Genomic DNA, 24,390 nt, shown 5'->3' with positions numbered 1-24,390 from the left:
ATCCAAATGACCTTATAACTTTTCTATATCAAGCTATGACAAAGATGAAGATTGTCCACCAACATATGTAAAGGATGGAACAGAAGGCCAGATTTTTCATTTAGGCCCCGTGGTAAATATTAAAATGCGTCAACATTTATTCTGGTTTCGCAGATAACATAGGTTACATCTTATGAAGAAGCTCGTGCTCATTACGGGCGGCGCTGGTTTTATTGGTCGCGCCGTTACAAAAGAATTATTGTCGCAGGGCTATGGCGTAAGAGTGCTCGACGCGCTGATAGAGCAAGTGCACGCCGGCAGAGCGCAACCTCGGAATCTTGAACCCGATGTGGAGCTTGTCGTCGGGGATGTGCGCGATTCCTCTTCCGTAAGGCGCGTGCTGGATGGGGTGGATGCGGTCATCCATCTGGCGGCGGAGGTGGGCGTGGGTCAGAGCATGTACGCCATATCCCGTTATACCTCCACAAATGACATGGGCACCGCTGTCCTGTTCGAGCAAATGCTTGAAACATCAATTCAGCGCGTGATCACGGCGTCGTCGATGAGCATCTATGGCGAGGGGCTGTATCGATCGGCAGACGGAGATTTGTTCGAAGACGTTCAACGGCCGATCAGTTCGTTCGATCCTGTGGATGAAAAGGGAAGAGCCCTGATTCCCGTTCCCACCCCCGAGAGCAAGCGGCCAGCCCTCGCCTCTATTTATGCCATCGGGAAATATGTGCAGGAACGGATGACCCTGACGCTTAGCCAGGCCTATGGCATGGAGGGTGTCGCACTGAGGCTCTGGAATGTTTACGGGCCGGGTCAAGCGCTATCCAATCCTTATACAGGAGTGCTGGCTATTTTCTCATCGCGGCTTGCCAGCGGTCACAGCCCTTTGGTGTTTGAAGACGGCCAGCAGCAGCGGGACTTTGTACATGTGCGGGACGTAGCGCGGGCTTTTGCGCAGGCGCTGGAACGGCCCGAGGTCGTCGGCAAGTCCATCAACATTGCCAGCGGCCAGCCCCGGACGATTGAAAGTGTCGGACGTGACATCGCCCTGGCGATGGACCGGGACATCGATCCTACGATCACCGGCGAACGGCGTGCCGGCGACATACGCCATTGCCTCGCCGACATCAGCCTCGCTCAAATTGCGCTCGGTTTCGAGCCGCGCGAAGACTTTGCGGAAGGATTGGTCGAGCTGGCCGAATGGGTGGCGCAGCAGTCATGTGAGGACCGGGTGGTGACGGCGTGGGATGAACTGGCGGTAAGGGGGCTCGTGGCATGAACGGCAAGGATCACATCCTCATCACTGGCGGCGCGGGTTTCATCGGCAGCAACCTTGCCCAACGCCTTGTCAGCATGGGTGAGCGCGTGATGATCTATGACTCTCTGGCTCGGGCGGGGGTTGAAACCAATCTCGACCGGCTGAGAACGATGTATCCTGGCCGGGTGAAGGTTACCGTGGGCGATATACGTGACCATGACGCGCTGGCGGGGGTTGTAAAAGGCTCCCGAGCCGTTTTTCATCTGGCCGCGCAAGTTGCGGTCACGACCAGTCTGGAAGCCCCCGAGGAGGATTTCGAAGTCAATTGCCGGTCGACGGTGCGCCTGCTGGAGTTGCTCCGCAGGGAAGGCCGCATCGTGCCGCTGGTGTTCGCTAGCACCAACAAGGTTTACGGAGACCTTGCCGACGTAGATCTGGAGTTGCGTGACGGAGCGTGGAAGCCAGCAGATGACGGACTTGCAACCTTAGGCGTCGACGAGAGCCGTCCGCTGGATTTTCATACGCCCTATGGCTGTTCGAAAGGCGCGGCCGATCAATATGTGCTGGACTATGCCCGCCATCTCAAGGTTCCGGCCTGCGTCTTTCGGATGAGTTGTATTTACGGCCCCAACCAGATGGGCACGGAAGAACAGGGCTGGGTCGCGCATTTCTTGCGCTCCGCCCTGCGGGGGGTGGAGATCACCCTTTATGGAGATGGACGGCAGGTTCGCGATGTCCTGCATGTGAGCGACGTTGTCAGCGCTTATATCGCGGCCTGGCGAGCCATGCCAGCGGTGTCGGGGCAGGCGTTCAACCTTGGCGGTGGTCCGGACAATGCGGTGAGCCTGATTCAAATCCTCTGCCAGATCGAGTTGATGACTGGCAGGACCATTCATCTGCGGCACGGGCAATGGCGCGCGGGCGATCAGCGCTGGTTCGTGGCCGATGCCAGAAAGGCGCGCCGAACATTGGGATTGGGTGAGCCCACCCCGTGGCAAGACGGTCTCGCCGATCTTGCCGCATGGCTGGAGCGTAGCGAGGCGCGCGCCGATAACCGCGTGAGGGCCACGGCATGAGGGTGGCGCTCATCAACCCGGACTGGAGCTTTGACGGAAGCATCTATTTTGGCTGTCGCGAACCGCATTTGCCCCTGGAACTTGGCTATGCCGCAGCCCTCCTGGAAGCGGGCGGTCATGAAACCCTGTCGCTCGACGGGGCGCTCAGCGGCCTGGATAATCGCGAGCTTGCGACGGAAGCCGTTCATTTCGATGCGGAAATGACGGTCGTGACGACTGCCCCTACCTATCTTTTCTGGCGCTGTGCTCAGCCGGAGCTGAGGGTCCCGCACCAATTGTTCAAACTGATTGGCGAGGGCGGCGGAATCAAGGTCGCCATTGGACCGCACGCTTCCGCAACGCCCAGAGCGGCATTGCTGAAACTTGGTTGCGACCTGGTGGTCCGCGGGGAATCCGAAGAGGTCATTGTAGAGCTGGCGAATGGCGCGCCCCGGGATCAGATTGCCGGCATTGCTTATGAACGGGATGGTGAGACTGTCCTGACCGGCGCCCCTAGAGCCGCCGAGTTTATCGATCTGCCGCCGCTTCGCTGGCCGGAGAGTTGGCTAAAGCGGCACGCTCATCATCATCACCGTTTTGGAACGGAGGCGGAAGGCCCTGGCGCCGAAGTCGAAGCGTCGCGCGGATGTCCCTATCATTGTAGTTTTTGCGCCAAGATTGATTTCCGCGACAGCTATAGGCGGCGAAACCTGGATCTGCTGCTGGCGGAAATCGATGGCCTGATCGAAGCGGGCGTCACCTATATCTACTTCGTCGACGAGATATTTCTTCCCAATCGCCCTCTGCTGCAAGCGCTGGCGAAACGGCCGGTGGATTTCGGCGTCCAAACCCGCATTGACCTGTGGAAAGCAGATATGCTCGGCCTGTTGGGCGAAGCAGGCTGCGTCTCGGTCGAAGCGGGAATTGAAAGCTTCACGGAAGAAGGGCGCGCGGCACTCACCAAACAATGCCGCGAAAATACGTCCGCACTGGTTGAGCGGCTTGTGCATGCCCGGCGGAAAATCCCGTTCGTCCAAGGCAATCTGATCGCCACGGCCGATGATGATCCAGCTCTGGTTGCGCATTGGCGCGCTGTGCTCGAAAAGGCGGGGGTGTGGACCAACGATCCGGTCCCGCTTTACCCCTACCCCTCGTCACCCGATTACTGGAAGCTGTGGGGAGAGCCCGACGATCGTGCATGGGAGCGGGCGCACAACCACTATCTGCGGCAATTCCATCATTTCAGCGATATTCAGGAGGAACAGCCGACTCCGCTGGAGCAATTGGAGGCGGCATGCGGTTGCTGATGACAACGGATGCCGTGGGCGGCGTTTGGACGTACAGCCTGGATCTGACCCGCAGCCTTTGCGCACGGGGATGGAATGTCACGCTGGCGGTGCTTGGTCCTCCCCCCGATGCGGCCCAGCAAAAGCAAGTCACTGCCATAGCCAAATGCAACCTGGTCGTCACTGGATTGCCGCTGGATTGGGTCGCGGTCAGAAAAAAGGACATGGCGACAGCGGGGGAGGCAGTGGCCAGGCTGGCTGATCGTCGCCGGGCGGACCTCCTGCATCTCAACAGCCCCGCTTTGGCGGCGGAGGCCGCGCTTGGTCCGCCGGTTATCGGTGCATGCCACAGCTGCCTTGCAAGTTGGTGGCGGGCCATGCGCAGCGGGCCGATGCCGGCTGATTTTGATCAGCACAAGGCATTATTGCAAAAAGGATATGCGGCCTGTTCGGCGCTCATCGCGCCCAGCCGGAGCTTTGCAGAGATCACGGCAGCACTTTATGGCATCGACCGGCCTATTGTGGTCCACAACGGCTCGAAAACTCAACGGCGCTCGTTGCCACCGCGCGAACCGGGACTCGTTCTGACCGCCGGACGCTTGTGGGACGAAGCCAAAGGCATGTCCGTGCTCGTGCAGGCCGCCAAGGACGTTCCTGCGACCATCTGCGCCGCTGGTCCTGTTCAGGCGCCGCACGGCGACCGCATCGATCTTGGCACCATTGTTCATATCGGCACATTGGATGAAGTCAATTTCGCCCGTTGGCGAGGGCGGTCTGGCATCTTCGTTGCCTGTTCCTACTATGAACCCTTCGGCCTTTCAGTGTTGGAAGCCGCACTGTCAGGGTGCGCGCTGGTGCTGTCCGACATTCCCACCTTCCGGGAGCTTTGGGACGGCGCGGCGCTATTTTTCCCTCCAGGGGACAGTGACGCATTGGCCATGGTCCTGCGGCGGCTGATCGCAGACCCAGTGACCACGGCGAAGCTCGGCCAAGCAGCGCGTCGGAGGGCCGCTGGGTACAGCCTCGATAAAATGGTGGACCGGACCGAACAGATATATCAAGCGCATCTCCCCGCATCCGTTCCGGCGGAGGTGACTGCATGAAGATCGTATACTTCACGCACTCGCTGCTATCATGCTGGAACCATGGCAACGCCCATTTTCAGCGGGGCGTGTTGCGAGAACTGCAGGCCCTGGGCCATGAGGTCAAGGTCATGGAGCCTCAGGACAGCTGGAGCTTGTCCAATCTGCTCACCGATCATGGAGAGCAAGGTCTTTCCGCCTTTCATGAGGCCTATCCGGAGCTGACGTCAAATCGCTATGAACGGTCCGAGTTCGACGCCGAGCGGGCGGTGGATCAAGCCGACCTGGTGATCGTCCACGAATGGACCGACGCGGAGGTCGTCGCGGCATTAGGCAAGCTGCGCAAGAAGCGGTCAGGCTTGACCTTGCTTTTTCACGACACGCACCACCGGATGGTCAGCGATCCAGAGGCTATTCGAACCTTCGACCTTTCGGGTTTTGACGGTGTGCTCGCTTTTGGCGGAACCTTAGCCGAGATGTATCGGAAGGCTGGATGGGGCCGCCGGACCTGGGTTTGGCACGAAGCGGCCGATCTGCGGCTGTTCAAGCCTCCTCAAATGGAGACCGACCGCCAAGCGGTGGCTTGGATCGGCAACTGGGGCGATGACGAACGCGGCGACGAATTGCGGGAATATTTGCTGGTTCCTTGCCGGTCGAGCGGGCTTGCACTGGACATTTGGGGGGTGCGCTATCCCGCCCATGCACTTGCAACCCTACGGCTGCTCGGTGCACATTATCACGGATGGGTGGCCAATGCTCGGACGCCGGCGCTTTTTGCGCGCGCGATGGCCACCGTGCACGTGCCGAGGCGTTTCTATACGACTTTGCTGCCGGGTATTCCGACGATCAGGGTTTTCGAGGCGCTTGCTTGCGGCGTTCCGCTCGTTTGTGCGCCATGGGAGGACAGCGAGGGACTTTTCCGTCCCGGCGAAGATTATCTCGTCGCCCGCGATCCAGGGCAGATGCGGCGGTATCTGACCGCCCTTCGTGACGATCCTCAACTGCGCGCGGAGCTAGCCGCCAATGGGCTTCAACAGGTGCGCAGCCGCCATGGCTGCTCTCACCGCGCAGCCGAATTATTGGATATCCATGCCCAACTGACCAGCTCGACCCATCAGGAGCAAGCCGCATGAAGATCGCCTTTTTCGGATCGAGCCTGTTGTCGGCATATTGGAACGGGGCGGCGACCTATTATCGCGGAATACTGCGCGCGCTTGCCGTGTTGGGGCACGAGATTACCTTCTTTGAACCCGACGCATATGACCGGCAATCGCACAGGGACATGGCGCCTCCGGAATGGGCGAGGGTAGAGGTCTATGCCGCAACCGTGGACGCCGCGCGGCAAATGATCGGCAGAGCTGCCAGCGCGGACGTGGTCGTCAAGGCAAGCGGCGTCGGCATTTTCGACGACTTGCTCATGGAAGTATGGCAGGCGGCCCAACCCAACGCCCTGCGCATATTCTGGGACGTTGACGCGCCCGCGACCCTGGCGGAACTCAGCGAACAGCCGGATCATCCGCTTCGTCGGTCATTGCCGGACCTTGATTTTGTGCTAACCTATGGCGGCGGCCCTCCGGTTGTATCGGCCTATCGGGCGCTTGGAACCCAGCGCTGCGTTCCTGTCTACAATGCGCTCGATCCAGACACTCACCATCCAGTGCGGGCGGAGCGCCGGTTTGTGTGCGACCTGGCTTTCCTTGGCAATCGCCTGCCCGACCGAGAGGCGAGGGTGGAGGAATTCTTCGTCCTGCCAGCGCGGGAATTGCCGGACCGTTCCTTCCTCATCGGTGGGTCTGGCTGGGAGAGCAAATATTTCTCGCCCAATGTCAGGAAACTTGGTCATGTCCCGACCGCAGATCACAACGCCTTCAATGCTAGCCCGCAGGCCGTTCTGAATATTGCCAGGGACAGCATGGCGGCCACCGGATATTCGCCGGCGACCAGGATATTCGAGGCGGCGGGGGCAGGGGCCTGCATCATCACGGATGCATGGGAAGGAATAGATATGTTCCTGGAGCCCGGCACCGAAATATTGGTGGCCCGCGATGGCATTGACGTCGCAGGGATCCTGTCCGACCTGACTCCCGAAAAAGCGTCGGCGATCGGGTCGGCAGCAAGAGAGAAGGTGCTGGCGCGCCATTGTTATTCCAGCCGGGCGCGCGAAGTGGACGGGCTGCTTCGCGGCGCACTGGCGGAACGGCAGGCAGGATATGGACAATGACAGGCCGACGGATCGTGATCCTGGGGTTAAGCCTCAGTTCCTCATGGGGAAACGGGCACGCCACCACTTGGCGGGCGCTGATCAAGGCGCTCGCACGGCGCGGGCACGATGTTCTGTTTCTGGAAAGGAACGTACCCTGGTATGCAGCCAATCGGGACCTGCCAAAACCCGATTTTTGCAATCTGGCGCTGTATGACTCCATGGATGAGTTGAGGCGGTTCGGGGATGTAATTCGCTCTGCCGATGCAGTGATCGTCGGATCCTTCGTGCCTGATGGAATTGCCGTCGGCCAATGGGTGCAAAAAGTCGCGCAAGGATTTGTGGCATTTTATGACATCGACACTCCGGTAACGCTGGCGGCTCTTGAAAAAGGACGATGCGACTATCTGTCGGCCGAGTTGATAGCCAGATACGACCTTTATTTGAGCTTTGCTGGGGGACCAGTCCCGGCGCTCATTCAGCAATATTATCGAGCCCACAAGGCGGCGCCGCTTTATTGCAGCGTCGATCTGGAGCGCTATCGGCCCACCGGGACTGCGTTACGATGGGACTTGGGCTATCTCGGGACCTTTAGCGCTGACCGACAGATTGCGCTGGAGAAATTGCTTCTGGAACCGGCGCGCGCTGCACCGGAACTGCGGTTCGTAGTCGCTGGCGCGCAATATCCGAAAATCGACTGGCCCGCCAATGTTGAAAGGATCGATCATGTGCCGCCTTCTGCGCATGCCGATTTCTATTCGGCCTGCCGCTTTTCGCTGAACCTTACCCGCATCGATATGGTGAAGGCGGGCTACTCCCCAAGCGTCCGCCTGTTCGAAGCAGCAGCCTGCGGCTCGCCCATCATCTCGGACAGGTGGGTAGGGTTGGCTGATATCTTCCTGCCCGGCATCGAGATATTGATCGCCGACAATGGGGAGGAGGTGCTCGCTACTCTCCTGGACATGTCCGAGGCCGAGCGCTGCTCCGTCTCACAAGCTGCGCGGGAGCGGGTCGTGGTCGAACACAGCTCAAATGCCAGAGCAGAAGAGCTTGAGCTGTTGCTTTTCAGCTCGCAACAGTCGGGCCCGATAGTGCACGCGGCACAAAGGACGTCATCGTGAGCGGGGGAAGGGAGACCGGCGAAGCCCGCAAACTTTCCAATTGGAAGCGCAGAAGGCGTTTTCATGCTGATGCGGTTCATGCAGCGGAGTCACGATGATGGAAAGAGACAGCATTGCCATTGGACTGGTCGGCGTTGGCAATTGCGCCAGCTCGCTGGTTCAGGGACTTAGCCATTATATGGACGGCGCCAATGATCTGGTCGGGCTGAGCCATTGGGAGCTTGGTGGATATCGCGCGTCGGACATCAAAATTACCTCTGCCTGGGACATCGATCGCCGGAAGGTCGGACGGGATGTCGCTGAAGCGATCTTCGCCCCGCCCAACTGCACTGCTCGTTTCTGCGAAGCGGTGACGCCAACGGGGGCAGTCGTCCAAATGGCTCCCATTCTTGATGGTTGTCCGGCGCATATGGAGGAGATGCCCGTAGATCGCCGATTTGATCCCGCCAATCGACCGGAACCGTCGGCCGATGACGTGGTCCGTCATCTTGACGGTACCGGAACCCAGGTGCTGGTCAACTACTTGCCAGTGGGTAGCCAGCAGGCCACGGAATTCTTTGCCGAATGCGCGCTAAGAGCCAAAGTGGCTTTTGTAAACGCGATGCCGGTTTTCATTGCAAGCAACCCCGCGTGGGCCAGGCGCTTTGCCGAGGCCGGAGTGCCCGTAGTCGGTGATGATATAAAGGCGCAACTTGGCGCTACAATCGTTCATCGCGTGCTTACAGATCTCTTCGGGAAGCGAGGCGTATCGCTGGATCGGACCTATCAGCTCAACACAGGGGGAAACACGGATTTTCTCAATATGCTCAGTCGCTCCCGGCTGACTTCGAAGAAGATTTCAAAGACGGAGGCAGTTCAGTCCGTCGCGGCACGCCGATTGGAATCAGGGGATATTCATATCGGACCATCCGACTATGTCGCTTGGCAGAATGACAACAAGATCTGCTTCCTGCGCATGGAAGGACGCTTGTTTGGCGGCGTGCCGATGAACCTGGAACTGCGCCTCTCTGTGGAGGACAGTCCCAATTCGGCGGGCGTTGCAATAGACATGATCCGCTGCGCCAAGATTGCGCTCGACAGAGGATTGGCTGGATCCATTGACGCGCCCTCCTCTTGCTATTGCAAACATCCGGCGCGGCAGATGACCGATGACCGCGCGTTGGAAGCATTGGAGGCTTTCGTGGCAGAGCCGGTGCGGTGATGTGTCGAACGGCAAGAGGATTTCGAGGCAGATGGACATCTGCCGGCTCGAAATCGCAGAAAGCTAAGATATCTGGCCTCGCTCCGGCTCCATTTGAACTAAATCGAGTCTAAGATTCCCTGTTCACAAACCTCGAAAATCGGCTTTCCTTTCCTCGGGATGTTTCATCCTGGTGAAGAAACGCCAGTTCCGAGTCATCGAATATCTCGAAAAACTCTTCCCATTCGATTTCTTCCAAATTGTCTTCCGGTTCACCGAAGTCGATCCTGAGCACTCCGCCTTTGCGGCCTTTGGTCCGCACAACGGCGGGTCTTCCGCCGCGCTCTTCGGCCCATTGGCGGATTTCTTCATGATCGGTGGTTTTCACGGCCTGGCCCATCGCAACGCTCCCATTATAATTGCTGCAAGCTAAGTATATTCCGGCAATGGCGCGCCAACATAGGTGAACAGGGAGAATCGGCTGCGGAACCGCCCCTTTCAAAGACCGTTTCACCCAAGGGGCATAAGGAGAGAAAATATGCTGCGCTGGGCCCTCATTTTCTTGATTGCAGGCGTTGTCCTGGCCGTGCTCGGTTTCGGCGGTATTGGCGGCGCGTTCGTAGAAATAGCGAAGATCTTGTTCTTCGTCGCCATAGCCGTGTTTGTCCTGCTGCTCATAATGGGAGCCCTGGCAGGCCGCAGAGCGCCCTGATCTAGAATTGCATTGGACGGTGGGAGGTCGCCCCGATGGAACAAGAGCGACTGAACACTGCCTTGGAACGTAACATCAAGGCCATAAGCGAGCGTCGGCAACGAGAGGCCGAAGAGGCCACGCTGAAGGACCGAATAGCTGCTGGCATTGCGAGCTTTGCGGGGAATATGAGTTTCGTCGTGCTTCATGTCGTGATTTACGGCGTGTGGCTGCTCATAAACTCGGGTTTGTTCTCGATCGAGCCTTTTGACCCGGATTTCGTTCAACTGGCGATGGTGGCTTCCGTCGAAGCGCTGTTTCTTTCCACCTTCATTCTGATGACGCAGAATCGCATGTCGGCGGCAGCAGACAAGCGCGCCGATCTTGATCTGCATATAGTGCTACTCACCGAACATGAGCTGACCCGCCTCGCTGATCTGCTGATGCGGGTGGCTGAAAAACTCGACATTCCGGTCGAATCCGAACCCGCCTTGGAGGAAGCCCGCAGAGACATTTCGCCTGAAGCTGTTTTGGACGAGATCGAGCGGCAATCCGGGGATGGATCGGCGACATAACAACAGGGAAATGTTGGAACAGCGGCTTCGAACAGCCGTTGGTGAGGAAAAGGAGAAATGCCATGGTGGGTAAGTTTCCTAATCCCAGAGCAGAGTCGGCCAAGGCCCACGACGATACTGAAATTCTGGAAGGTGCCGGCGAAGGTCTTTCGCATTCAGGTGTTCGAGGCGGAAAGGTTGCACGGGATGTGGCCTCCCGTGACGAAGCGAAGCGGGCGACCGGGGATGCTGGTCTCACCCGCGTGCAAAAGCGCGACAAGATTCAGCCTAATCCCGCTCGTCGAAGCAATAATGAAGGCGGCTGAGTTCTTAAAGAATCTCGAACAGTCCCGCAGCACCCATCCCGCCGCCAACGCACATGGTGACGACCACATGCTTTACGCCGCGCCGCTTGCCCTCGATCAGCGCGTGTCCCACCATCCGGGCGCCTGACATGCCATAGGGATGGCCGATAGAAATTGATCCGCCGTTGACGTTCAGACGATCATCGGGAATTTCCAGCTTGTCCTGGCAATAAAGCACCTGGACGGCAAATGCCTCATTAAGCTCCCATAGGCCGATATCCTCCACCCGAAGATTGAAGCGTTTCAGAAGTTTGGGCACGGCAAATACAGGGCCTATACCCATTTCGTCGGGTTCCGTGCCGGCGACGGCCATGCCAACATAGCGTCCTAATGGATGCAAGCCGCGTTTTGCCGCTGCATCCGCGTCCATCACCACACAGGCCGACGCCCCGTCGCTGAGCTGGCTGGCATTGCCTGCTGTGATAAATCCTTTCTCACCAATCACGGGTTGAAGGGCGGCAAGGCCCTCCAGCGTGGTCTCCGGCCGGTTGCCTTCGTCCCTGTCAATGGTGACGTCCTGCATTGAAACGTCGCCCGTCTCCTTGTTCGTGACACTCATTTTGGCCGAGACGGCGATAATCTCGTCATCGAACTTGCCGCTCTGCTGAGCCGCGGCCGTGCGCTGCTGCGATTGCAGGGCGTAGGCGTCCTGCCGTTCCCGACTGATGCCATAGCGATTTGCGACGATTTCCGCGGTTTGGAGCATCGGAATATACACGGTCGGCACCATGGCCAGCAATTCAGGATCAGGCGCAATCCTCAGGTCCTTGGTCTGGACCAACGATATGGATTCGACACCTCCGGCAACGCACACGTCCATCCGGTCCACCACCACCTGCTTGGCGGCCGTTGCGATGGCCATCAGCCCCGACGCGCACTGACGATCCAGCGACATTGCGGCCACCGTAACGGGCAGTCCTGCCCGAAGAGCGGCCGTGCGTGCGATGGTCGCCTGGACGCCCTGCTGCAGTGCCGCACCAAAAACGACGTCATCTATCTCCCCCGCGTCGATGCCCGAGCGTTCGACAGCGGCGCGGATTGCGTGAGCCGCGAGCGTGGGAGAAGGCGTGGCATTGAACGCCCCACGATAAGCGCGGCCGATCGGTGTGCGGGCAGTAGAGACAATGACGGCATCGCGCATGACGATATCCTCTTCCAAGCAGTCGCTTTAGAATACACCGTATATTCGATTCACGTTGAACTGGCCAACCTTTGCGGTGACGCAATTCCGTCTTCGCGGCCGTTTCCGAATATCCCGAAGGCGATAGCTCCCGCGTAGATTTGCTTTGCATCGTGAGGTGAAAGCCGCCGTGCCCACGCACGTACATGATAGGCCGAATTCAGCATAGCCATGATCATTTGTGCGGCGATCAGGGCGTCTACGGGGCGCACTGTTCCTTCGGCTATGCCATCCATCATCATTCCGGCATAGCGGCGTGCAAGCCTGGTGGATTCGTCAAAGACTGCCGTCCTGAGCGCAGCGGGCAGCGACTGTCGCGCTGTGCCATGGAGCAGGGGGCTTGCATGAAAAAACTGCACTTCCAAAAGGGTGGCAATGGACGATGAGAGGTGCTGCCAATAACTTCCGCTGCTTTCATCGGCGGCATGTTGTGAGCGGGCTATGATGTCGAAGCTGCGCCGGAAGCAGGCGAGCACCAGATCATCCTTCGCGTCCAGATGATGGTAAAAGCTGCCCTTGGTAACATGGAGTTCCGATGCAATCCTGTCCACCGAAGTTCCGCGATAACCGCGATCGTTGATCAGTACCGTGGCCGCCCGCAGAAAATTTTCGAGCGAGTTCTTCGGCCCGGCCTCCGGCACTACCGCATCCAGGGATATCACGTGCGGATTCCAGCCCTGTCCGGGCGCGGCAATGCCATTTTCGAATATATCGAATGTTCTGGCCTTCACTCGGTCGAAGTCGCGAAGATCATAACGTTCCAGCCAGACCGGCAGCCAGTAGATGTTTTCCAGCAGCACATTGGCACGTGCTGAAAAAATTGCTCGTTCCCGTTCGTCGTCCGACTCTCCGAAAAGAGAACGCAGGCGGCGGAACATCGCGCGATAGCGCTTCATGGTTCCCTGCTGAATTTGTTCATCCAGAGCGCGCAATTCGGAAAGACCTGCATAGGAAGCGGTTTCACCTTTGCGAACCCGTTGCATGTCTTCAAAATTGGCATCCAGGAATGCCATCACGCGTTCTTGGGGAGTTTTACCGCTTTCTCCGCGCTCGATAAAGCTTTCCAGCCTTTCAATCGACCGGTTGTAGCAGGCGGCGGCGAGCAGTTCCTTTCGCTTGAAATAATAGGTGACGCTGGTTGTGTTCAGGCCAACCGTCTGGGCGACATCGGCAAAAGTCATGGCTTTTGCGCCGCGATCGTTGATCAGGGCAGACGCCGCCTCCAAAATACGCTCATATTTCGCCTGATAGCGGTTGGTCCGTTCAATGTCTGCGCAAGTCCCCTCTGCCATTGCCTGTCCTTCAGCCTACCAGCCTGCGTGACCTTTTGGTCATCTACTTGAAACGTTTTCGACCCTTTACCAACATTGGATGGATTAATTTTCACGTTTTGGGAGGCGGCACTGACGATCGGGTGTCAACTTACGCCAGACCAGCCAGTCGTACAACTTTCTACCTCGTCACGCGCAGGGCGCTTAATCGACGTGAAGAAAAATGCAAGCCGACCTGCTGAAGGAAAAGATGGAGACGGGCGGACGCGTCAATAGCTGAGTTTGCCCACTTTCGTCAGCCCGCTTCGGCCATATCCGCCGCGGCTGTGGAAATGCCGAGGCGAGGGAGTGCAATGGAGCGTTTTCCGGCGAAATCGATGCGGGTTACAATGAGCCCCTGTGTTTCCATATAGGCCAGCAATCGGCGAACCCGCCCGGGTGAACGCGTGCCATAGCTTTCCGCCAGCACATCGTCGGCCGGGCAAGGGAAATTGTCCAGCGCTGCTCTGGCGATCAGCAGGAAAGGCGCCAACATATCCTCCGGCAACCCCGACGTTATCGCCATGACAGGCTCCAGGCGCTCATCAATTTCACCGAAGAAGCCCGCACGAGCCATGGCAAAGCGACGACGAAAAGCGGGAAGGTCCATTGCATTACCCAGCAGCCGGTGCATGCGGCATCGAACCTGAAAATCCTGAAAAAGCACGGCGGCGGGCCTGTAAGCGCAGTCGGGATCGGCCACCATTTCCCGGAACACGTCCATGATGATGAACTCCCATTCACCCTCACCGGGAGCAGGTGGAGCAGCAGTTTCAGTTGCTGGTTGGCTCAAATCCGGCTTGGCGATGGCTCGGAGCAGATCTTCGGTGGCAACAGGCGCAGGGCGAGGCTCTGGACGGGGCGGGGGCTCTTCGCCCGTGGACGCAAAGAGCAGGCCTTGCAAATCCTTCGGCTCGTTGCTTGGAAGGGGCAGAAGGGAATGCCCGCCGCTGCGCGCGGAGGTTTCGACTGGGCCGATCTTCACTGCTACCGGCCGACGGCAGATTGCGGGGCCCAGGGCCAGAAAACGACCTCGTTCCAGATCCCGAATCGTCTCCGCCTGCCGACGCTCCATGCCGAGCAGGTCAGCTGCCCTGGCCATATCGATGTCGAGGAAAGTGCGGCCCATCAGGAAATTGGAAGCCTCCGCGGCGACATTCTTGGCCAGCTTGGCCAAGCGCTGAGTGGCGATCACGCCGGCCAGTCCGCGCTTGCGTCCCCGGCACATCAGGTTCGTCATTGCCCCTAATGAAGCCCGCCGGACTTCATCCGAAACTTCACCCGCGACCACCGGGGCGAACATCTGAGCTTCATCGACGACGACCAGAGCAGGATACCAATGATCCCGCGGCGCATCGAACAGGGCATTCAGAAAGGCAGCGGCGCATCGCATTTGCGATTCCAGCTCGAGCGATTCCAGGTTGAGCACTACAGAAGCCCGATGCTCCCGGATGCGGGCGGCAATGCGGGCGATCTCCCGCTCATTATAATCGCTCCCTTCAACGACGGCATGCCCGAAAACCTGGGCAAGAGTGACAAAATCGCCTTCAGGGTCAATGACGACCTGCTGCACGACCTTTGCGCTGCCTTCCAGAAGGCGGCGGAGAAGGTGCGATTTTCCCGACCCTGAATTGCCCTGGACCAGCAACCGGGTGGCCAGCAGTTCCTCTATGTCCATGAGCACGGGCTTGCCCGCGCTATCGGTTCCCATTTCGATTCTGACAGTCACGACACTGTCTTTGGACGATTGGATAGGTCGGGGGCAAGGGGATAGCAGGCCGGCTGGTCAGGCACTGCACATTTCCAAGCCGAAGGTGCGGCCGGACGAGGTCATCCAGTAGCTCCGGCCACCCAATCGGCCAATTCCGCGCGCGCACGTGACGTCATGGCTTCCTTGCGCTGCTTCTTGTGAACCTTGCCGTCAACCGGCGGGAAAAGGCCGAAATTCACGTTCATAGGCTGATAGCTTTCAACCTGCGCTCCGCCAGTGATGTGGCCGAGCAGTGCGCCAAGCGCTGTGGCGGGCGGAGGAGGAGCAATATTGCGGCCCGACAATTCCGCCGCTGCAAACCGGCCAGCAAGCAAGCCAATTGCCGAACTCTCCACATAACCCTCGCAACCCGTGATCTGCCCGGCAAAGCGGATATGCGGCGCTTTCCGCAAGCGCAATCGACTATCAAGCAGCTTGGGACTCTGTATGAACGTATTGCGATGCAATCCCCCTAGCCGCGCGAATTCGGCCTTCTCAAGTCCCGGAATGGTGCGGAACAGCTCGACCTGCGCCGCATGCTTCAGCTTGGTCTGGAAGCCCACGATATTCCAAAGCGTGCCGAGCGCATTGTCCTGCCGCAGTTGCACGACCGCGTGAGGCCAACGGCCAGTGCGGGGATTATCCAAACCGACCGGCTTCATTGGGCCGAAGCGCAGCGTGTCAACGCCGCGCGCGGCCATCACCTCAATCGGCATGCAGCCTTCAAAATAGGGAGTGTTTGTCTCCCATTCCTTGAACTCGGTCTTTTCACCGTCGACCAACCCCTGATGGAAGGCGATATATTGCTCCTTGGTCATGGGGCAGTTGATATAGTCCTTGCCGTCGCCTTCCGGACCAACCTTGTCCCAGCGGCTGGCCATCCAGCATATGTCCATGTCGATGCTGTCGCGATAGACTATGGGCGCGATCGCATCGAAAAAGGCCAGGGCCTCTTCGCCGGTGGCCGCGCCAATGCTCTGGGCAAGATTCGTGGCGGTAAGCGGGCCGGTGGCGATAATCGTCATGCCCGACGAGGGCAGGGCATCGATCCTTTCGCGCACAATCTGAACATTGGGATGTTCTGACAAAGCGCGCGTGACGCCCTTTGAAAATATGTCGCGATCAACGGCGAGGGCCGATCCGGCGGGCACCTTCGCCTTATCCGCTTGCGCCATGATCAGCGAGCCCATGACGCGCATTTCGGCGTGGAGAAGGCCGACCGCGTTGCGTTCGGCATCGTCGGAGCGGAAGCTGTTGGAGCAGACCATTTCCGCCAGCGCGTCCGTCTGATGCGCGGGAGTCATGTCCCCGCCACCGCGCATTTCGGAAAGGCGGACCTTAACGCCTGCTTGCGCGAGCTGCCACGCTGCTTCCGATCCGGCAAGCCCGCCGCCGATGATGTGAACCTGATACGTCATGGGGGCGGAGATAGACTTTGTGTGTTGGATGGCAAGGTTCTGTACAAGACATTCCTCATTCCCGCAGAAGCGGGGACCATCGCCGCTCCTGGTTTGACGTCAGATTGGAGGTGACCCTGGGTCCCAGCTTTCGCAGGAATGATGACTATTTATTTTCGAATCCCGCTGGAAAACTGTGTTTCCCGTCGGATCCCAACCGAAGCACCGCTTTGGTCACGACGGCACTCATCGGCAACTCCCCATAAAGATGCGGGAAAAGCTGTCCGCCTCGCGAAACTTCCCACTTCACCTTGTCGCCAAGGACCGCAAGGTCGACCATGGCCAGGATCAAATCGTCCTGACCCGCGAAATGCTTCGCGACGGTTTCGGCAGTCTGCGACTTGGCCGACAGGTGGATATAGCCGTGGGCCAGGTCGGCCGGGGCGCCTGAAAAGACGCAGTCGGTGCGAAAGGCCTCCCACTGGTCGCGGGTCAGTATCTTGTAAGCGAACAGTTCGGTCATGGTTCAGGCCTCTGCCTCGCCCAAGACTTCTTCCTCTTCTTCCGTCTCTTCTATCTTCGCCGCGCTTACCACATGTTCATTTTCGGCCACGTTGAACAGGCGGACACCCGCCGAGTTGCGGCCGATAACACGCAGGGTATCCAGGCCCATGCGAATGAGCTTCGCCTGATCCGTCACCAGCATCAAATGATCGTCCTTCTTCGCGGGGAAGCTGGCGACAACCGGACCATTGCGGGCAATATTGTCGATATTCGTGATGCCCTGCCCACCGCGATTAGTGCGGCGATATTCATAGGCTGAGCTCAGCTTGCCATAGCCATTGGCGCAGACGGTAAGAATAAACTGTTCCTGCTCGATGAGCTGCTGGAAGCGGTCGGCGGCCATAGTGGGCTCGCCCTCTTTTTCCGGCTTCCATGGGGCGAAACGCAGATAGTCCTCGCGCTCTTCCTGGCTGGTGCCTACCCGGTGCAGGATCGAGAGGGAAATAACCTCGTCATCTTCCCGCAGTGTCATGCCGCGCACACCGGTAGAGGTGCGGCTCTGGAATTCCCGGACATCCGTAGCGGCAAAGCGGATCGCCTTGCCTTGGCGGGTGGCGAGAAGCACGTCGTCGCCTTCGGTCAGCAGGGCGACGCCGATCAGGCGATCGGTCGTGTCCTCCTCGAACCGCATGGCGATCTTGCCATTGGACGGTACGTTGGTGAAGGAGTCCATGCTGTTGCGCCTGACGCCGCCCTGGGCCGTGACGAAGATGACGTGCAGCTTGCCCCATTCCTCCTCATTTTCCGGTAATGGAAGGACAGTCTGAATAACCTCGCTATTGGCGAGAGGCAGCAGGTTGACCATTGGCCGGCCGCGCGTGGCGGGACCGCCTTCCGGCAAGCGCCAGACCTTCTTGCGATATACCTTGCCATGGTTGGAAAAGAAGAGAACCGGCGTGTGCGTGCTCGTGACAAAGAGGTTGGTGATGGCATCCTCTTCCTTGGTGGCCATGCCGGAACGGCCTTTGCCGCCGCGCGCCTGGGCACGGAAGGTGTCCAGCGGCGTGCGCTTGATATAGCCCTGCATGGTTACGGTAACGACCATGTCTTCGCGTTCGATGAGGTCTTCGTCCTCGATCCCGTCGGCGGCAGGCGCAATGATCGAGCGGCGCGGGGTGGCGAACTCATCACGGATCGCCTCGAACTCGTCACGCATCACAGCATAGAGCTTCACCCGGTCGGCCAGAATTGCCAGATATTCTGAGATATTCTCAGCAAGTCCCTGCAATTCATTGCCTATTTCGTCGCGGCCAAGAGCGGTTAGCCGGTGAAGCCGCAGGTCCAATATAGCGCGAACCTGAAGGTCGCTCATTCTGTAGGTATCGCCCTCGACCTCATGTTCCACCGCTTCGACCAGGCGGATATAGGGCGCGATCTCGGCAACCGGCCATTCCCGCGCGAGCAGAGCTTCTCGAGCGGCCGCCGGGCTGGCCGATCCGCGGATGATGCGGACGACCTCGTCCAGATTGGTGACCGCGATGACAAGTCCGAGCAACAGGTGCGCGCGTTCACGCGCCTTGTTCAGCTCGAATTTCGTGCGGCGGGTGATGACCTCCTCGCGGAACTTGATGAAGGCCTCAATGATATCGCGGAGGTTGAGCAGTTCGGGACGCCCGCCACGAATGGCCAGCATATTGGCCGGAAAGCTCGATTGGGCCGGCGTGTGCCGCCAAAGCTGGTTCAGCACCACATCGGGCGTGGCGTCGCGCTTCAGGTCAATAACGATCCGCACGCCCAGGCGGTTGGACTCGTCGCGAATGTCAGACACGCCCTCAATCCGCTTATCCTTGGCGGCTTCGGCGATCTTTTCGACCAGGCCGGATTTGCCGACCTGATAAGGGATTTCCGTGAGGACGATCGAACGCCTGTCTCCCCGGCCTTCCTCGACCTCATAACGCGAACGCATGATAATCGAGCCGCGTCCCGTGTGATAGGCTGACCGAGCTCCAGACTGCCCCAATATCTGTGCGCCGGTGGGGAAATCTGGACCCGGAACGATCTCGAACAGCTCATCGACGGTGATGCTGGGATTTTCGATAAAGGCGAGACAGGCGGAAATGACCTCGCCCAGATTATGCGGCGGAATGTTGGTCGCCATGCCGACGGCGATACCGCCCGCGCCATTGACCAGCAGGTTGGGGAATCGTGCCGGCAGGACCTGCGGTTCGCTTTCCGAAGCATCGTAGTTGGATTGAAAATCGACGGTATCCTTGTCCAGATCGTCGAGAAGGCTGTTGGCGACCTTGGCCAGACGCGCCTCGGTATATCGCATGGCGGCGGGGGGATCGGGATCCATCGATCCAAAATTGCCCTGGCCGTCTATAAGCATGACGCGCATCGACCAGTCCTGCGCCAGTCTTGCGAGCGCGTCATAAATCGCGCTGTCGCCATGAGGGTGATATTTACCCATGACGTCGCCGACGATGCGGCTCGATTTCCGATAGGGCCTGCCCGCGACATAGCCTGCCTCCTGGCAGGCATAGAGGATGCGGCGATGCACCGGTTTCAGCCCGTCGCGCACGTCCGGCAGGGCGCGAGATACGATCACCGACATGGCATAGTCGAGATAACTCGACTTCATCTCATCGACGATATTGATGGGGCTGATGTCCGAAGGATCGGCGAGGCTCGTCTCGTCGGTGCTCAAATTTTGTGTCTCTTTTGGCTTGGGTTACAGGTTGAGAAGCGTTCTAGCGAAGGGGCAGGGGCCTGTCACCCCCTCGCGCGTGTACGCGCGTACGCGCGAAGAAAATTCAGCGCCGCACGAAACGCCACATTTTCTCCGTCGATGCTTCCGCGTCGAACGCATAGCCGTCGCTGTCGAAGCCCTTGAGCGATGCCGGATCCGATAGGAAGTTTTCGCACATGAAGCGCGCCATCATCCCCCGCGCACGTTTTGCAGCAAAGCTGTTGAAGCGAAGTCCGTTTGGCCCCTCTTCGCGAAAATCGATATCGATCACCCGGACATGAGGCGGAATATGGCCTTCTGCCGCCTTCCAATATTCGTTGCTCGCCAAATTGATGAGGACGTTTGTCTCTAGCGCCGACAAATCTTTGGAAATCAGATTTGCAATACTGTTACCCCAAAAGGCATAGAGGCTTTTTGCCTTGGGCGCCCAGCGCGTTCCCATTTCCAAGCGATAGGGGCGAATATTGTCCAGCGGGCGCAGCAACCCATAGAGTCCTGACAATATCCGAACATGCTCCTGCGCAAAAAGCACGGCTTCCTCCGCCAGCGTGCGGGCCTCAAATCCCACATAGACATCGCCCGCAAAGGCATAGATCGCCGGCCGTTCCGGTTGATCCAGGAATCCGGCGTAACGTCGGGCGTTAAGTTCAGACAGTGTATCGGAAATATGCATTAAGCGCTTGAGGTCCGCTGCTTTCAACCTGGCCGCGCCTCTGGCGAGTTCGGCAGTCTGCCGGGGGAATCGCGACGAAGTAGTCTGGAAATCGGGAAGCGGACTATCGTAATCAAGCGATTTGGCGGGAGAGATGAGGGCGAGCATTAAGGTCGCCTAGCCGATGAGGATCGCCGGGTCAAAGGGTGCGCCAAACGCGGCTAATCGCCTTAATCGCGTTCAACCGGTATTCAGTCGCGACTGGCTAGCAGATCAGGCAAGCATTGGTCTTGTGTGGGGCCGGCGGGCGATTTACTGAAGCAACTAACCAATGTGCAGGATGTCTACTGGAGGACAATTATATGCGTTTCGTCTCGACCATGGCCCTGGGCCTTATCCTTGCGGCCAGTGGCGTTGCCGTTGTCGGCGCTTCGCCTGCGATGGCGGCGAAAAAGGAAAAAGCGCCCAAGCAGAATTTCAGCAAGGAATTTCTTGCACAGGCAAGCACATTGCAAAAATCGATATCGTCAAAGGATTTTGCAGGTGCGCAATCCCACCTGGCGGCAGCTGAAGCGGCGGCCAAAACGCCTGACGACATTTATACTTTGAACATACTCCGGCTGCAGCTCGGCCTGGGCCTGAATGACCCAAAAGTTCAGCGGGCCGCCCTAGAAGGCATGCTGGGGAGCGGGGCCACGCCTCCGGCTGAGGTCGGCAAATATGAATTCTATGCCGGCGACTTTGCATTCAAAGCCAATGAACCCGACGCTGCTATTGGCCATCTGCAAAAAGCCGTGGCGGCAGGATATCCCGGTAGCGCAACCCATATCATGCTGGCGGAGTCCTATTTCAAGAAGGCCGTTGCAACGGCCAAGGGCAATCAGTTTACTCCCGACGGCAAGGCGGCCGTGCAGGCAGGTCTTCCGCACCTGAAGCAGGGTATCGAAGTCGAGAAGAGCGAAGGCAAGCCCGTTCCCGCCGCTTGGTATGAGCGCGGCTTCCAGCTTGCCTATGTGGCCGGTCTGCCCCAGGCGAGCGAGTGGGCGATGTATTCGGTAGAGGCCGATCCCAGCGCCAAGAACTGGCGCAGCCTGCTGCGCGGCTATCAGGACACCCACCGGACCATCAGCAAGGCGGAAAACCTGGACCTGATGCGCCTGATGCGAACCACCGGCTCGCTGGAAAGCGAATATGACTATTCGGAATATGCCGAAGCCGCTGTCAGCAGCGGCCTTCCCGGAGAAGCCAAGGCGGTGATCGACGAAGGACGTAGCAAGGGCAAGATTGCGCCTGCCAAACTTTCGGAGGTCTATCAGATCGCAAGCGGCCGCATCGCGGGCGACAAGTCCTCATTGCCGGCCGGCGAACGCGACGCCGCGAAAGCCGCAAATGGCAAGATCGCCTCATCCACGGCCGACGCCTATCTGGGCTATGGCGAATATGCAAAGGCGGCTCAGCTGTACCAACTCGCCCTGCAAAAAGGGTCGGTGGATGCTAATGAGGTCAATACCCGGCTCGGCATAGCGCTCGCCAAATCAGGTGATGCCGCTGGCGCAAAGGCGGCGTTTGCAAAGGTCGGTGCGGGATCGCGTCAGGACGTCGCTAAATTCTGGCTGCTCTGGCTGAACAAACAGCAAGGCTGATCTGATATTTGGTTCCGAACGGGAGCGGGGAACTTTTCTCCGCTCCCCTTTTTGACTCCGGCTGACTTTGGAGTTCTTCATGACATATCCTGCACGGCTCGCCCAATGGCATACAGCAATTCTTTTGGGCGTCTCGCTTCTGGCCGTTCCAACAACGATCGCGTCGGCAAAGGAAAAAACAAAGGGCGCCGAATTCGAGCTGAGCAAGGATTTCCGCACGGCCGCCCGCAGCGCACAGTCGGCCCTTGATTTGGGCGACGTGGGGAGAGCGAGCCAGCAGGTGGCCTCCCTGGAGGCCATGGCGGTGACACCCGGTGAAAAATATGGGGCGGCAGCCCTGCGAATGCAGCTCGCCGCCAAGCGTGCAGACCTTCAGGCGCAGCGCAAAGCGATAACCGCCATGCTCGATAGCGGCGGCACGCCGCAGAACGAGCTTCCTTATCTGCGCTATCTTGCCGGCTATTTCAGTTACATGCTGAATGAATGGAATGATGCAATTGCGCAGCTCAGCTATGCTCGGCAGCTCGGCTACAATAACCCTCAGCAAAGCTTGCTGCTCGCCGATGCCAGTTTGCGGTCCGGAAAAACGGCCGAGGGCATGGCGCTGCTGAACGAGGCGATGGCGCAACAGAAGGCCAGCGGCGGAACGGTTGATCAAGCCTGGTATGATCGTGCGGCCGCAATGTCCTACAAGCTGAAGGACTGGTCGGGACTGGCCGGATGGTACGCCAAAAAGCTGGCCAGCTATCCATCGCCCCAGAACTGGCGCAGCGCGATCAGCAATTATCTCGCCAACCCTGCGCTGACTTCGGCCATGAAGCTTGACCTTTATCGCCTGCAATCGGCTGCGGGCGCTTTGGCCAGTGAGCGGGATTATCATGCCTATTCAGCAGCCGCAGCTGAAAGCGGACAGTATGGCGAAGTGAAAGCTGTAGTTGATGCAGGCCGTTCGGCTGGCCAATTGCTCGCCAATGATTCCGCCACGGCCAGCATCTACAAAACGGCCAATGCACGCGCCGCCAAGGATAAAACAGCGCTGGCAAGCCGGGCGGCAAAGGCCGACGGTGCGATGGAGGCGGGGGACGGCTATCTCGCCATCGCGGACTATTCCAAGGCAGCCGAACTTTATCGCAAGGCGTTGGCGCAGGCGCCCGCCGATCCAGGGCTGATCAATACGCGCCTGGGTATCGCACTCGCCCGTTCGGGTGATCGTGAAGGAGCCAAAAAGGTGCTTTCAGCGGTGACAGGCCCATGGCGCGACATCGCCCAGTTCTGGCTGATCTGGGCGGGGCAGGGCGGAGCGGTTCAAACGCCGAGTTAATGCTTCGTCAGGCTTGAGACGAACGGGTCCAACCTCGATGCAGGCACAAGGACGATGGGTGCAAAAGCCAGCGACAAAAAACGTCGCGCTCTGTCCTTGCAAGAGCGCGACGCCATTGTCCGTTTCCTGCCTGATCAGGCTCAGCCGACGATTTCTTCCGGCTTGAAGAAATAAGCGATTTCGACGGCGGCATTTTCGTCGCTGTCGGAACCGTGCACCGAGTTCGCTTCGATCGATTCTGCAAGCGCCTTGCGGATCGTGCCTTCCGCGGCATCGGCGGGATTGGTTGCGCCCATGACGTCACGGTTGCGCTTGACGGCGTCTTCGCCTTCCAGGACCTGAACGACCACCGGGCCGGAGATCATGAAGCTCACAAGATCATTGAAAAAAGGGCGTTCGCTATGAACGGCATAAAAGCCTTCGGCTTGGGCCTTCGTCATCTGAATACGCTTGGAAGCGACCACGCGCAGGCCCGCTTCCTCCAGCATCTTTGTCACCGCGCCAGTCAGGTTGCGGCGAGTGGCGTCAGGCTTGATGATCGAGAAAGTGCGTGTCGCGGCCATGGCGAAAAACTCCGGTAAAATGTTTATGGATTTGGATTGGCCCGGCCTTAGCGGCGGCGGCTGCCGACGGCAAGGCCATTAAGGGCAATCAGGGACCTTGTATCCATTTACGCCCTTCCTGCCGCCAGAACCGCGGCTCCACGCCTTCACATTTGGTAAGACTCCGCCATCTTTGCCGGGCGGCGTCGATACTGTCCTGGTCGAAGAAGAAGAAGGCCCGGTCGAATTCCAGTGCTTCGTCCCGCCACAGTCCGTCGGACAGTGCAACATGGCGCGCGCCGTTAGCTGGCGTACAAGTGGAACTCAGGAGAATCGGCTGCAAGTCCGGATTGGGGCTTTTGGGCCGGCCATGTGGAAGAAAGGTCGCTGAACCAGCATTCCACAGCCCTTGAGAGATGCGGTCCAGCCGTTCTTCGTCCGCCGATACGACCAGCAGGCGGCCGCCATTATCCAGAATGCGCTGAGCAATGGAGGGCAACAGTTTTTCGACCGGGTCCCGGCTGAGCTGGTAGAAGTCAACCTGCATATCAGCGTCGAT

At 58.9% G+C, this 24,390-nt stretch carries 23 protein-coding genes; 14 read left to right on the top strand and 9 right to left on the bottom strand.

Annotated features, from left to right (window positions below; genetic code table 11):
- Positions 1 to 172: 172 nt before the first annotated feature.
- From HNQ99_RS10925 to HNQ99_RS10870, 12 genes are all read left to right on the top strand, one after another.
- On the top strand, positions 173 to 1,270 hold the full coding sequence (locus tag HNQ99_RS10925; protein WP_184475693.1) for an NAD-dependent epimerase/dehydratase family protein: 1,098 nt from the start codon (positions 173 to 175) through the stop codon (positions 1,268 to 1,270).
- The gene (locus HNQ99_RS10920) at positions 1,267 to 2,325 is read left to right on the top strand and encodes an NAD-dependent epimerase/dehydratase family protein (RefSeq protein ID WP_184475692.1); all 1,059 of its coding nucleotides are present in this window, start codon (positions 1,267 to 1,269) and stop codon (positions 2,323 to 2,325) included. The genes HNQ99_RS10925 and HNQ99_RS10920 overlap by 4 nt, the downstream gene beginning before the upstream one ends.
- Complete coding sequence (locus tag HNQ99_RS10915) at positions 2,322 to 3,611, top strand: TIGR04295 family B12-binding domain-containing radical SAM protein (protein WP_184475691.1); 1,290 nt, start codon at positions 2,322 to 2,324, stop codon at positions 3,609 to 3,611. Before HNQ99_RS10920 ends, HNQ99_RS10915 begins: the two co-directional genes overlap by 4 nt.
- Complete coding sequence (locus HNQ99_RS10910) at positions 3,599 to 4,693, top strand: glycosyltransferase family 4 protein (protein ID WP_184475690.1); 1,095 nt, start codon at positions 3,599 to 3,601, stop codon at positions 4,691 to 4,693. The genes HNQ99_RS10915 and HNQ99_RS10910 overlap by 13 nt, the downstream gene beginning before the upstream one ends.
- Positions 4,690 to 5,805 (top strand): CgeB family protein, encoded by a 1,116-nt coding sequence (locus HNQ99_RS10905; protein WP_184475689.1) that lies wholly within the window; start codon positions 4,690 to 4,692, stop codon positions 5,803 to 5,805. The genes HNQ99_RS10910 and HNQ99_RS10905 overlap by 4 nt, the downstream gene beginning before the upstream one ends.
- The gene (locus HNQ99_RS10900) at positions 5,802 to 6,893 is read left to right on the top strand and encodes a CgeB family protein (protein WP_184475688.1); all 1,092 of its coding nucleotides are present in this window, start codon (positions 5,802 to 5,804) and stop codon (positions 6,891 to 6,893) included. Before HNQ99_RS10905 ends, HNQ99_RS10900 begins: the two co-directional genes overlap by 4 nt.
- Positions 6,890 to 7,993 carry a CgeB family protein gene (locus tag HNQ99_RS10895; RefSeq protein WP_184475687.1) on the top strand — a complete coding sequence of 368 codons (1,104 nt, stop codon included), beginning with the start codon at positions 6,890 to 6,892 and terminating at the stop codon, positions 7,991 to 7,993. The genes HNQ99_RS10900 and HNQ99_RS10895 overlap by 4 nt, the downstream gene beginning before the upstream one ends.
- Positions 7,994 to 8,087: 94 nt before the next feature.
- Positions 8,088 to 9,194: an inositol-3-phosphate synthase gene (locus HNQ99_RS10890; RefSeq protein ID WP_246414910.1), complete on the top strand. Its 1,107-nt coding sequence runs from the start codon at positions 8,088 to 8,090 to the stop codon at positions 9,192 to 9,194.
- 172 nt (positions 9,195 to 9,366) lie between these two features.
- On the top strand, positions 9,367 to 9,606 hold the full coding sequence (locus HNQ99_RS10885) for a hypothetical protein (RefSeq protein ID WP_184475686.1): 240 nt from the start codon (positions 9,367 to 9,369) through the stop codon (positions 9,604 to 9,606).
- Positions 9,607 to 9,711: 105 nt separating this feature from the next.
- Positions 9,712 to 9,885, top strand: coding sequence for a DUF1328 domain-containing protein (locus HNQ99_RS10880; protein WP_184475685.1), 174 nt, complete (start codon positions 9,712 to 9,714; stop codon positions 9,883 to 9,885).
- A 35-nt stretch (positions 9,886 to 9,920) separates the two neighbouring features.
- Positions 9,921 to 10,439, top strand: coding sequence for a DUF1003 domain-containing protein (locus HNQ99_RS10875; RefSeq protein ID WP_184475684.1), 519 nt, complete (start codon positions 9,921 to 9,923; stop codon positions 10,437 to 10,439).
- 62 nt (positions 10,440 to 10,501) lie between these two features.
- Positions 10,502 to 10,744: a hypothetical protein gene (locus tag HNQ99_RS10870; RefSeq protein WP_184475683.1), complete on the top strand. Its 243-nt coding sequence runs from the start codon at positions 10,502 to 10,504 to the stop codon at positions 10,742 to 10,744.
- Between the two features lie 4 nt (positions 10,745 to 10,748).
- Here HNQ99_RS10870 and HNQ99_RS10865 read toward each other — a convergent pair whose 3' ends face one another.
- From HNQ99_RS10865 to yaaA, 7 genes are all read right to left on the bottom strand, one after another.
- A complete protein-coding gene (locus tag HNQ99_RS10865) occupies positions 10,749 to 11,924 on the bottom strand; it encodes an acetyl-CoA C-acyltransferase (protein ID WP_184475682.1) in 1,176 nt (391 codons plus the stop codon).
- 50 nt (positions 11,925 to 11,974) lie between these two features.
- On the bottom strand, positions 11,975 to 13,255 hold the full coding sequence (locus HNQ99_RS10860) for a TetR/AcrR family transcriptional regulator (protein WP_184475681.1): 1,281 nt from the start codon (positions 13,253 to 13,255) through the stop codon (positions 11,975 to 11,977).
- A 274-nt stretch (positions 13,256 to 13,529) separates the two neighbouring features.
- A complete protein-coding gene (locus HNQ99_RS10855) occupies positions 13,530 to 15,002 on the bottom strand; it encodes an ATP-binding protein (protein WP_322790361.1) in 1,473 nt (490 codons plus the stop codon).
- Positions 15,003 to 15,103: 101 nt separating this feature from the next.
- Positions 15,104 to 16,441 (bottom strand): methylenetetrahydrofolate--tRNA-(uracil(54)-C(5))-methyltransferase (FADH(2)-oxidizing) TrmFO, encoded by a 1,338-nt coding sequence (gene trmFO, locus HNQ99_RS10850; RefSeq protein WP_184475680.1) that lies wholly within the window; start codon positions 16,439 to 16,441, stop codon positions 15,104 to 15,106.
- Between the two features lie 145 nt (positions 16,442 to 16,586).
- The gene (locus tag HNQ99_RS10845) at positions 16,587 to 16,943 is read right to left on the bottom strand and encodes a DUF952 domain-containing protein (protein WP_184475679.1); all 357 of its coding nucleotides are present in this window, start codon (positions 16,941 to 16,943) and stop codon (positions 16,587 to 16,589) included.
- A gap of 3 nt (positions 16,944 to 16,946) precedes the next feature.
- A complete protein-coding gene (gyrA, locus tag HNQ99_RS10840) occupies positions 16,947 to 19,631 on the bottom strand; it encodes a DNA gyrase subunit A (RefSeq protein WP_246414909.1) in 2,685 nt (894 codons plus the stop codon).
- A gap of 106 nt (positions 19,632 to 19,737) precedes the next feature.
- On the bottom strand, positions 19,738 to 20,493 hold the full coding sequence (gene yaaA / locus HNQ99_RS10835; RefSeq protein WP_184475678.1) for a peroxide stress protein YaaA: 756 nt from the start codon (positions 20,491 to 20,493) through the stop codon (positions 19,738 to 19,740).
- Positions 20,494 to 20,687: 194 nt separating this feature from the next.
- On the opposite strand from yaaA, the gene HNQ99_RS10830 reads away from it, so the two are divergent.
- The gene (locus tag HNQ99_RS10830) at positions 20,688 to 21,968 is read left to right on the top strand and encodes a hypothetical protein (protein ID WP_184475677.1); all 1,281 of its coding nucleotides are present in this window, start codon (positions 20,688 to 20,690) and stop codon (positions 21,966 to 21,968) included.
- A gap of 79 nt (positions 21,969 to 22,047) precedes the next feature.
- Positions 22,048 to 23,289 carry a tetratricopeptide repeat protein gene (locus HNQ99_RS10825; RefSeq protein WP_184475676.1) on the top strand — a complete coding sequence of 414 codons (1,242 nt, stop codon included), beginning with the start codon at positions 22,048 to 22,050 and terminating at the stop codon, positions 23,287 to 23,289.
- A 140-nt stretch (positions 23,290 to 23,429) separates the two neighbouring features.
- Here the strand turns inward: HNQ99_RS10825 and ndk are convergent, their stop codons facing one another.
- Entirely contained in the window at positions 23,430 to 23,852 is a 423-nt protein-coding gene (gene ndk / locus HNQ99_RS10820; RefSeq protein ID WP_184475675.1) for a nucleoside-diphosphate kinase, read from the bottom strand.
- 88 nt (positions 23,853 to 23,940) lie between these two features.
- Positions 23,941 to 24,378, bottom strand: coding sequence for a DNA polymerase III subunit chi (locus tag HNQ99_RS10815; protein ID WP_184475674.1), 438 nt, complete (start codon positions 24,376 to 24,378; stop codon positions 23,941 to 23,943).
- Positions 24,379 to 24,390 lie beyond the last annotated feature (12 nt).

It is taken from the genome of Rhizorhapis suberifaciens (assembly GCF_014200045.1).
Lineage (GTDB): Bacteria > Pseudomonadota > Alphaproteobacteria > Sphingomonadales > Sphingomonadaceae > Rhizorhapis > Rhizorhapis suberifaciens.
Note: the sequence above shows the minus strand (reverse complement) of the source record. Positions and strands in the feature narration are given on the sequence as shown.

Bases quoted from the DNA above. Each gene is read 5' to 3' on its own strand.
- HNQ99_RS10925 (WP_184475693.1), top strand. From the start codon at position 173: ATGAAGAAGCTCGTGCTCATTACGGGCGGCGCTGGTTTTATTGGTCGC.
- HNQ99_RS10920 (WP_184475692.1), top strand. From the start codon at position 1,267: ATGAACGGCAAGGATCACATCCTCATCACTGGCGGCGCGGGTTTCATC.
- HNQ99_RS10915 (WP_184475691.1), top strand. From the start codon at position 2,322: ATGAGGGTGGCGCTCATCAACCCGGACTGGAGCTTTGACGGAAGCATC.
- HNQ99_RS10910 (WP_184475690.1), top strand. From the start codon at position 3,599: ATGCGGTTGCTGATGACAACGGATGCCGTGGGCGGCGTTTGGACGTAC.
- HNQ99_RS10905 (WP_184475689.1), top strand. From the start codon at position 4,690: ATGAAGATCGTATACTTCACGCACTCGCTGCTATCATGCTGGAACCAT.
- HNQ99_RS10900 (WP_184475688.1), top strand. From the start codon at position 5,802: ATGAAGATCGCCTTTTTCGGATCGAGCCTGTTGTCGGCATATTGGAAC.
- HNQ99_RS10895 (WP_184475687.1), top strand. From the start codon at position 6,890: ATGACAGGCCGACGGATCGTGATCCTGGGGTTAAGCCTCAGTTCCTCA.
- HNQ99_RS10890 (WP_246414910.1), top strand. From the start codon at position 8,088: ATGATGGAAAGAGACAGCATTGCCATTGGACTGGTCGGCGTTGGCAAT.
- HNQ99_RS10880 (WP_184475685.1), top strand. From the start codon at position 9,712: ATGCTGCGCTGGGCCCTCATTTTCTTGATTGCAGGCGTTGTCCTGGCC.
- HNQ99_RS10875 (WP_184475684.1), top strand. From the start codon at position 9,921: ATGGAACAAGAGCGACTGAACACTGCCTTGGAACGTAACATCAAGGCC.
- HNQ99_RS10870 (WP_184475683.1), top strand. From the start codon at position 10,502: ATGGTGGGTAAGTTTCCTAATCCCAGAGCAGAGTCGGCCAAGGCCCAC.
- HNQ99_RS10865 (WP_184475682.1), bottom strand. From the start codon at position 11,924: ATGCGCGATGCCGTCATTGTCTCTACTGCCCGCACACCGATCGGCCGC.
- HNQ99_RS10860 (WP_184475681.1), bottom strand. From the start codon at position 13,255: ATGGCAGAGGGGACTTGCGCAGACATTGAACGGACCAACCGCTATCAG.
- trmFO (WP_184475680.1), bottom strand. From the start codon at position 16,441: ATGACGTATCAGGTTCACATCATCGGCGGCGGGCTTGCCGGATCGGAA.
- HNQ99_RS10845 (WP_184475679.1), bottom strand. From the start codon at position 16,943: ATGACCGAACTGTTCGCTTACAAGATACTGACCCGCGACCAGTGGGAG.
- yaaA (WP_184475678.1), bottom strand. From the start codon at position 20,493: ATGCTCGCCCTCATCTCTCCCGCCAAATCGCTTGATTACGATAGTCCG.
- HNQ99_RS10830 (WP_184475677.1), top strand. From the start codon at position 20,688: ATGCGTTTCGTCTCGACCATGGCCCTGGGCCTTATCCTTGCGGCCAGT.
- HNQ99_RS10825 (WP_184475676.1), top strand. From the start codon at position 22,048: ATGACATATCCTGCACGGCTCGCCCAATGGCATACAGCAATTCTTTTG.
- ndk (WP_184475675.1), bottom strand. From the start codon at position 23,852: ATGGCCGCGACACGCACTTTCTCGATCATCAAGCCTGACGCCACTCGC.
- HNQ99_RS10815 (WP_184475674.1), bottom strand. From the start codon at position 24,378: ATGCAGGTTGACTTCTACCAGCTCAGCCGGGACCCGGTCGAAAAACTG.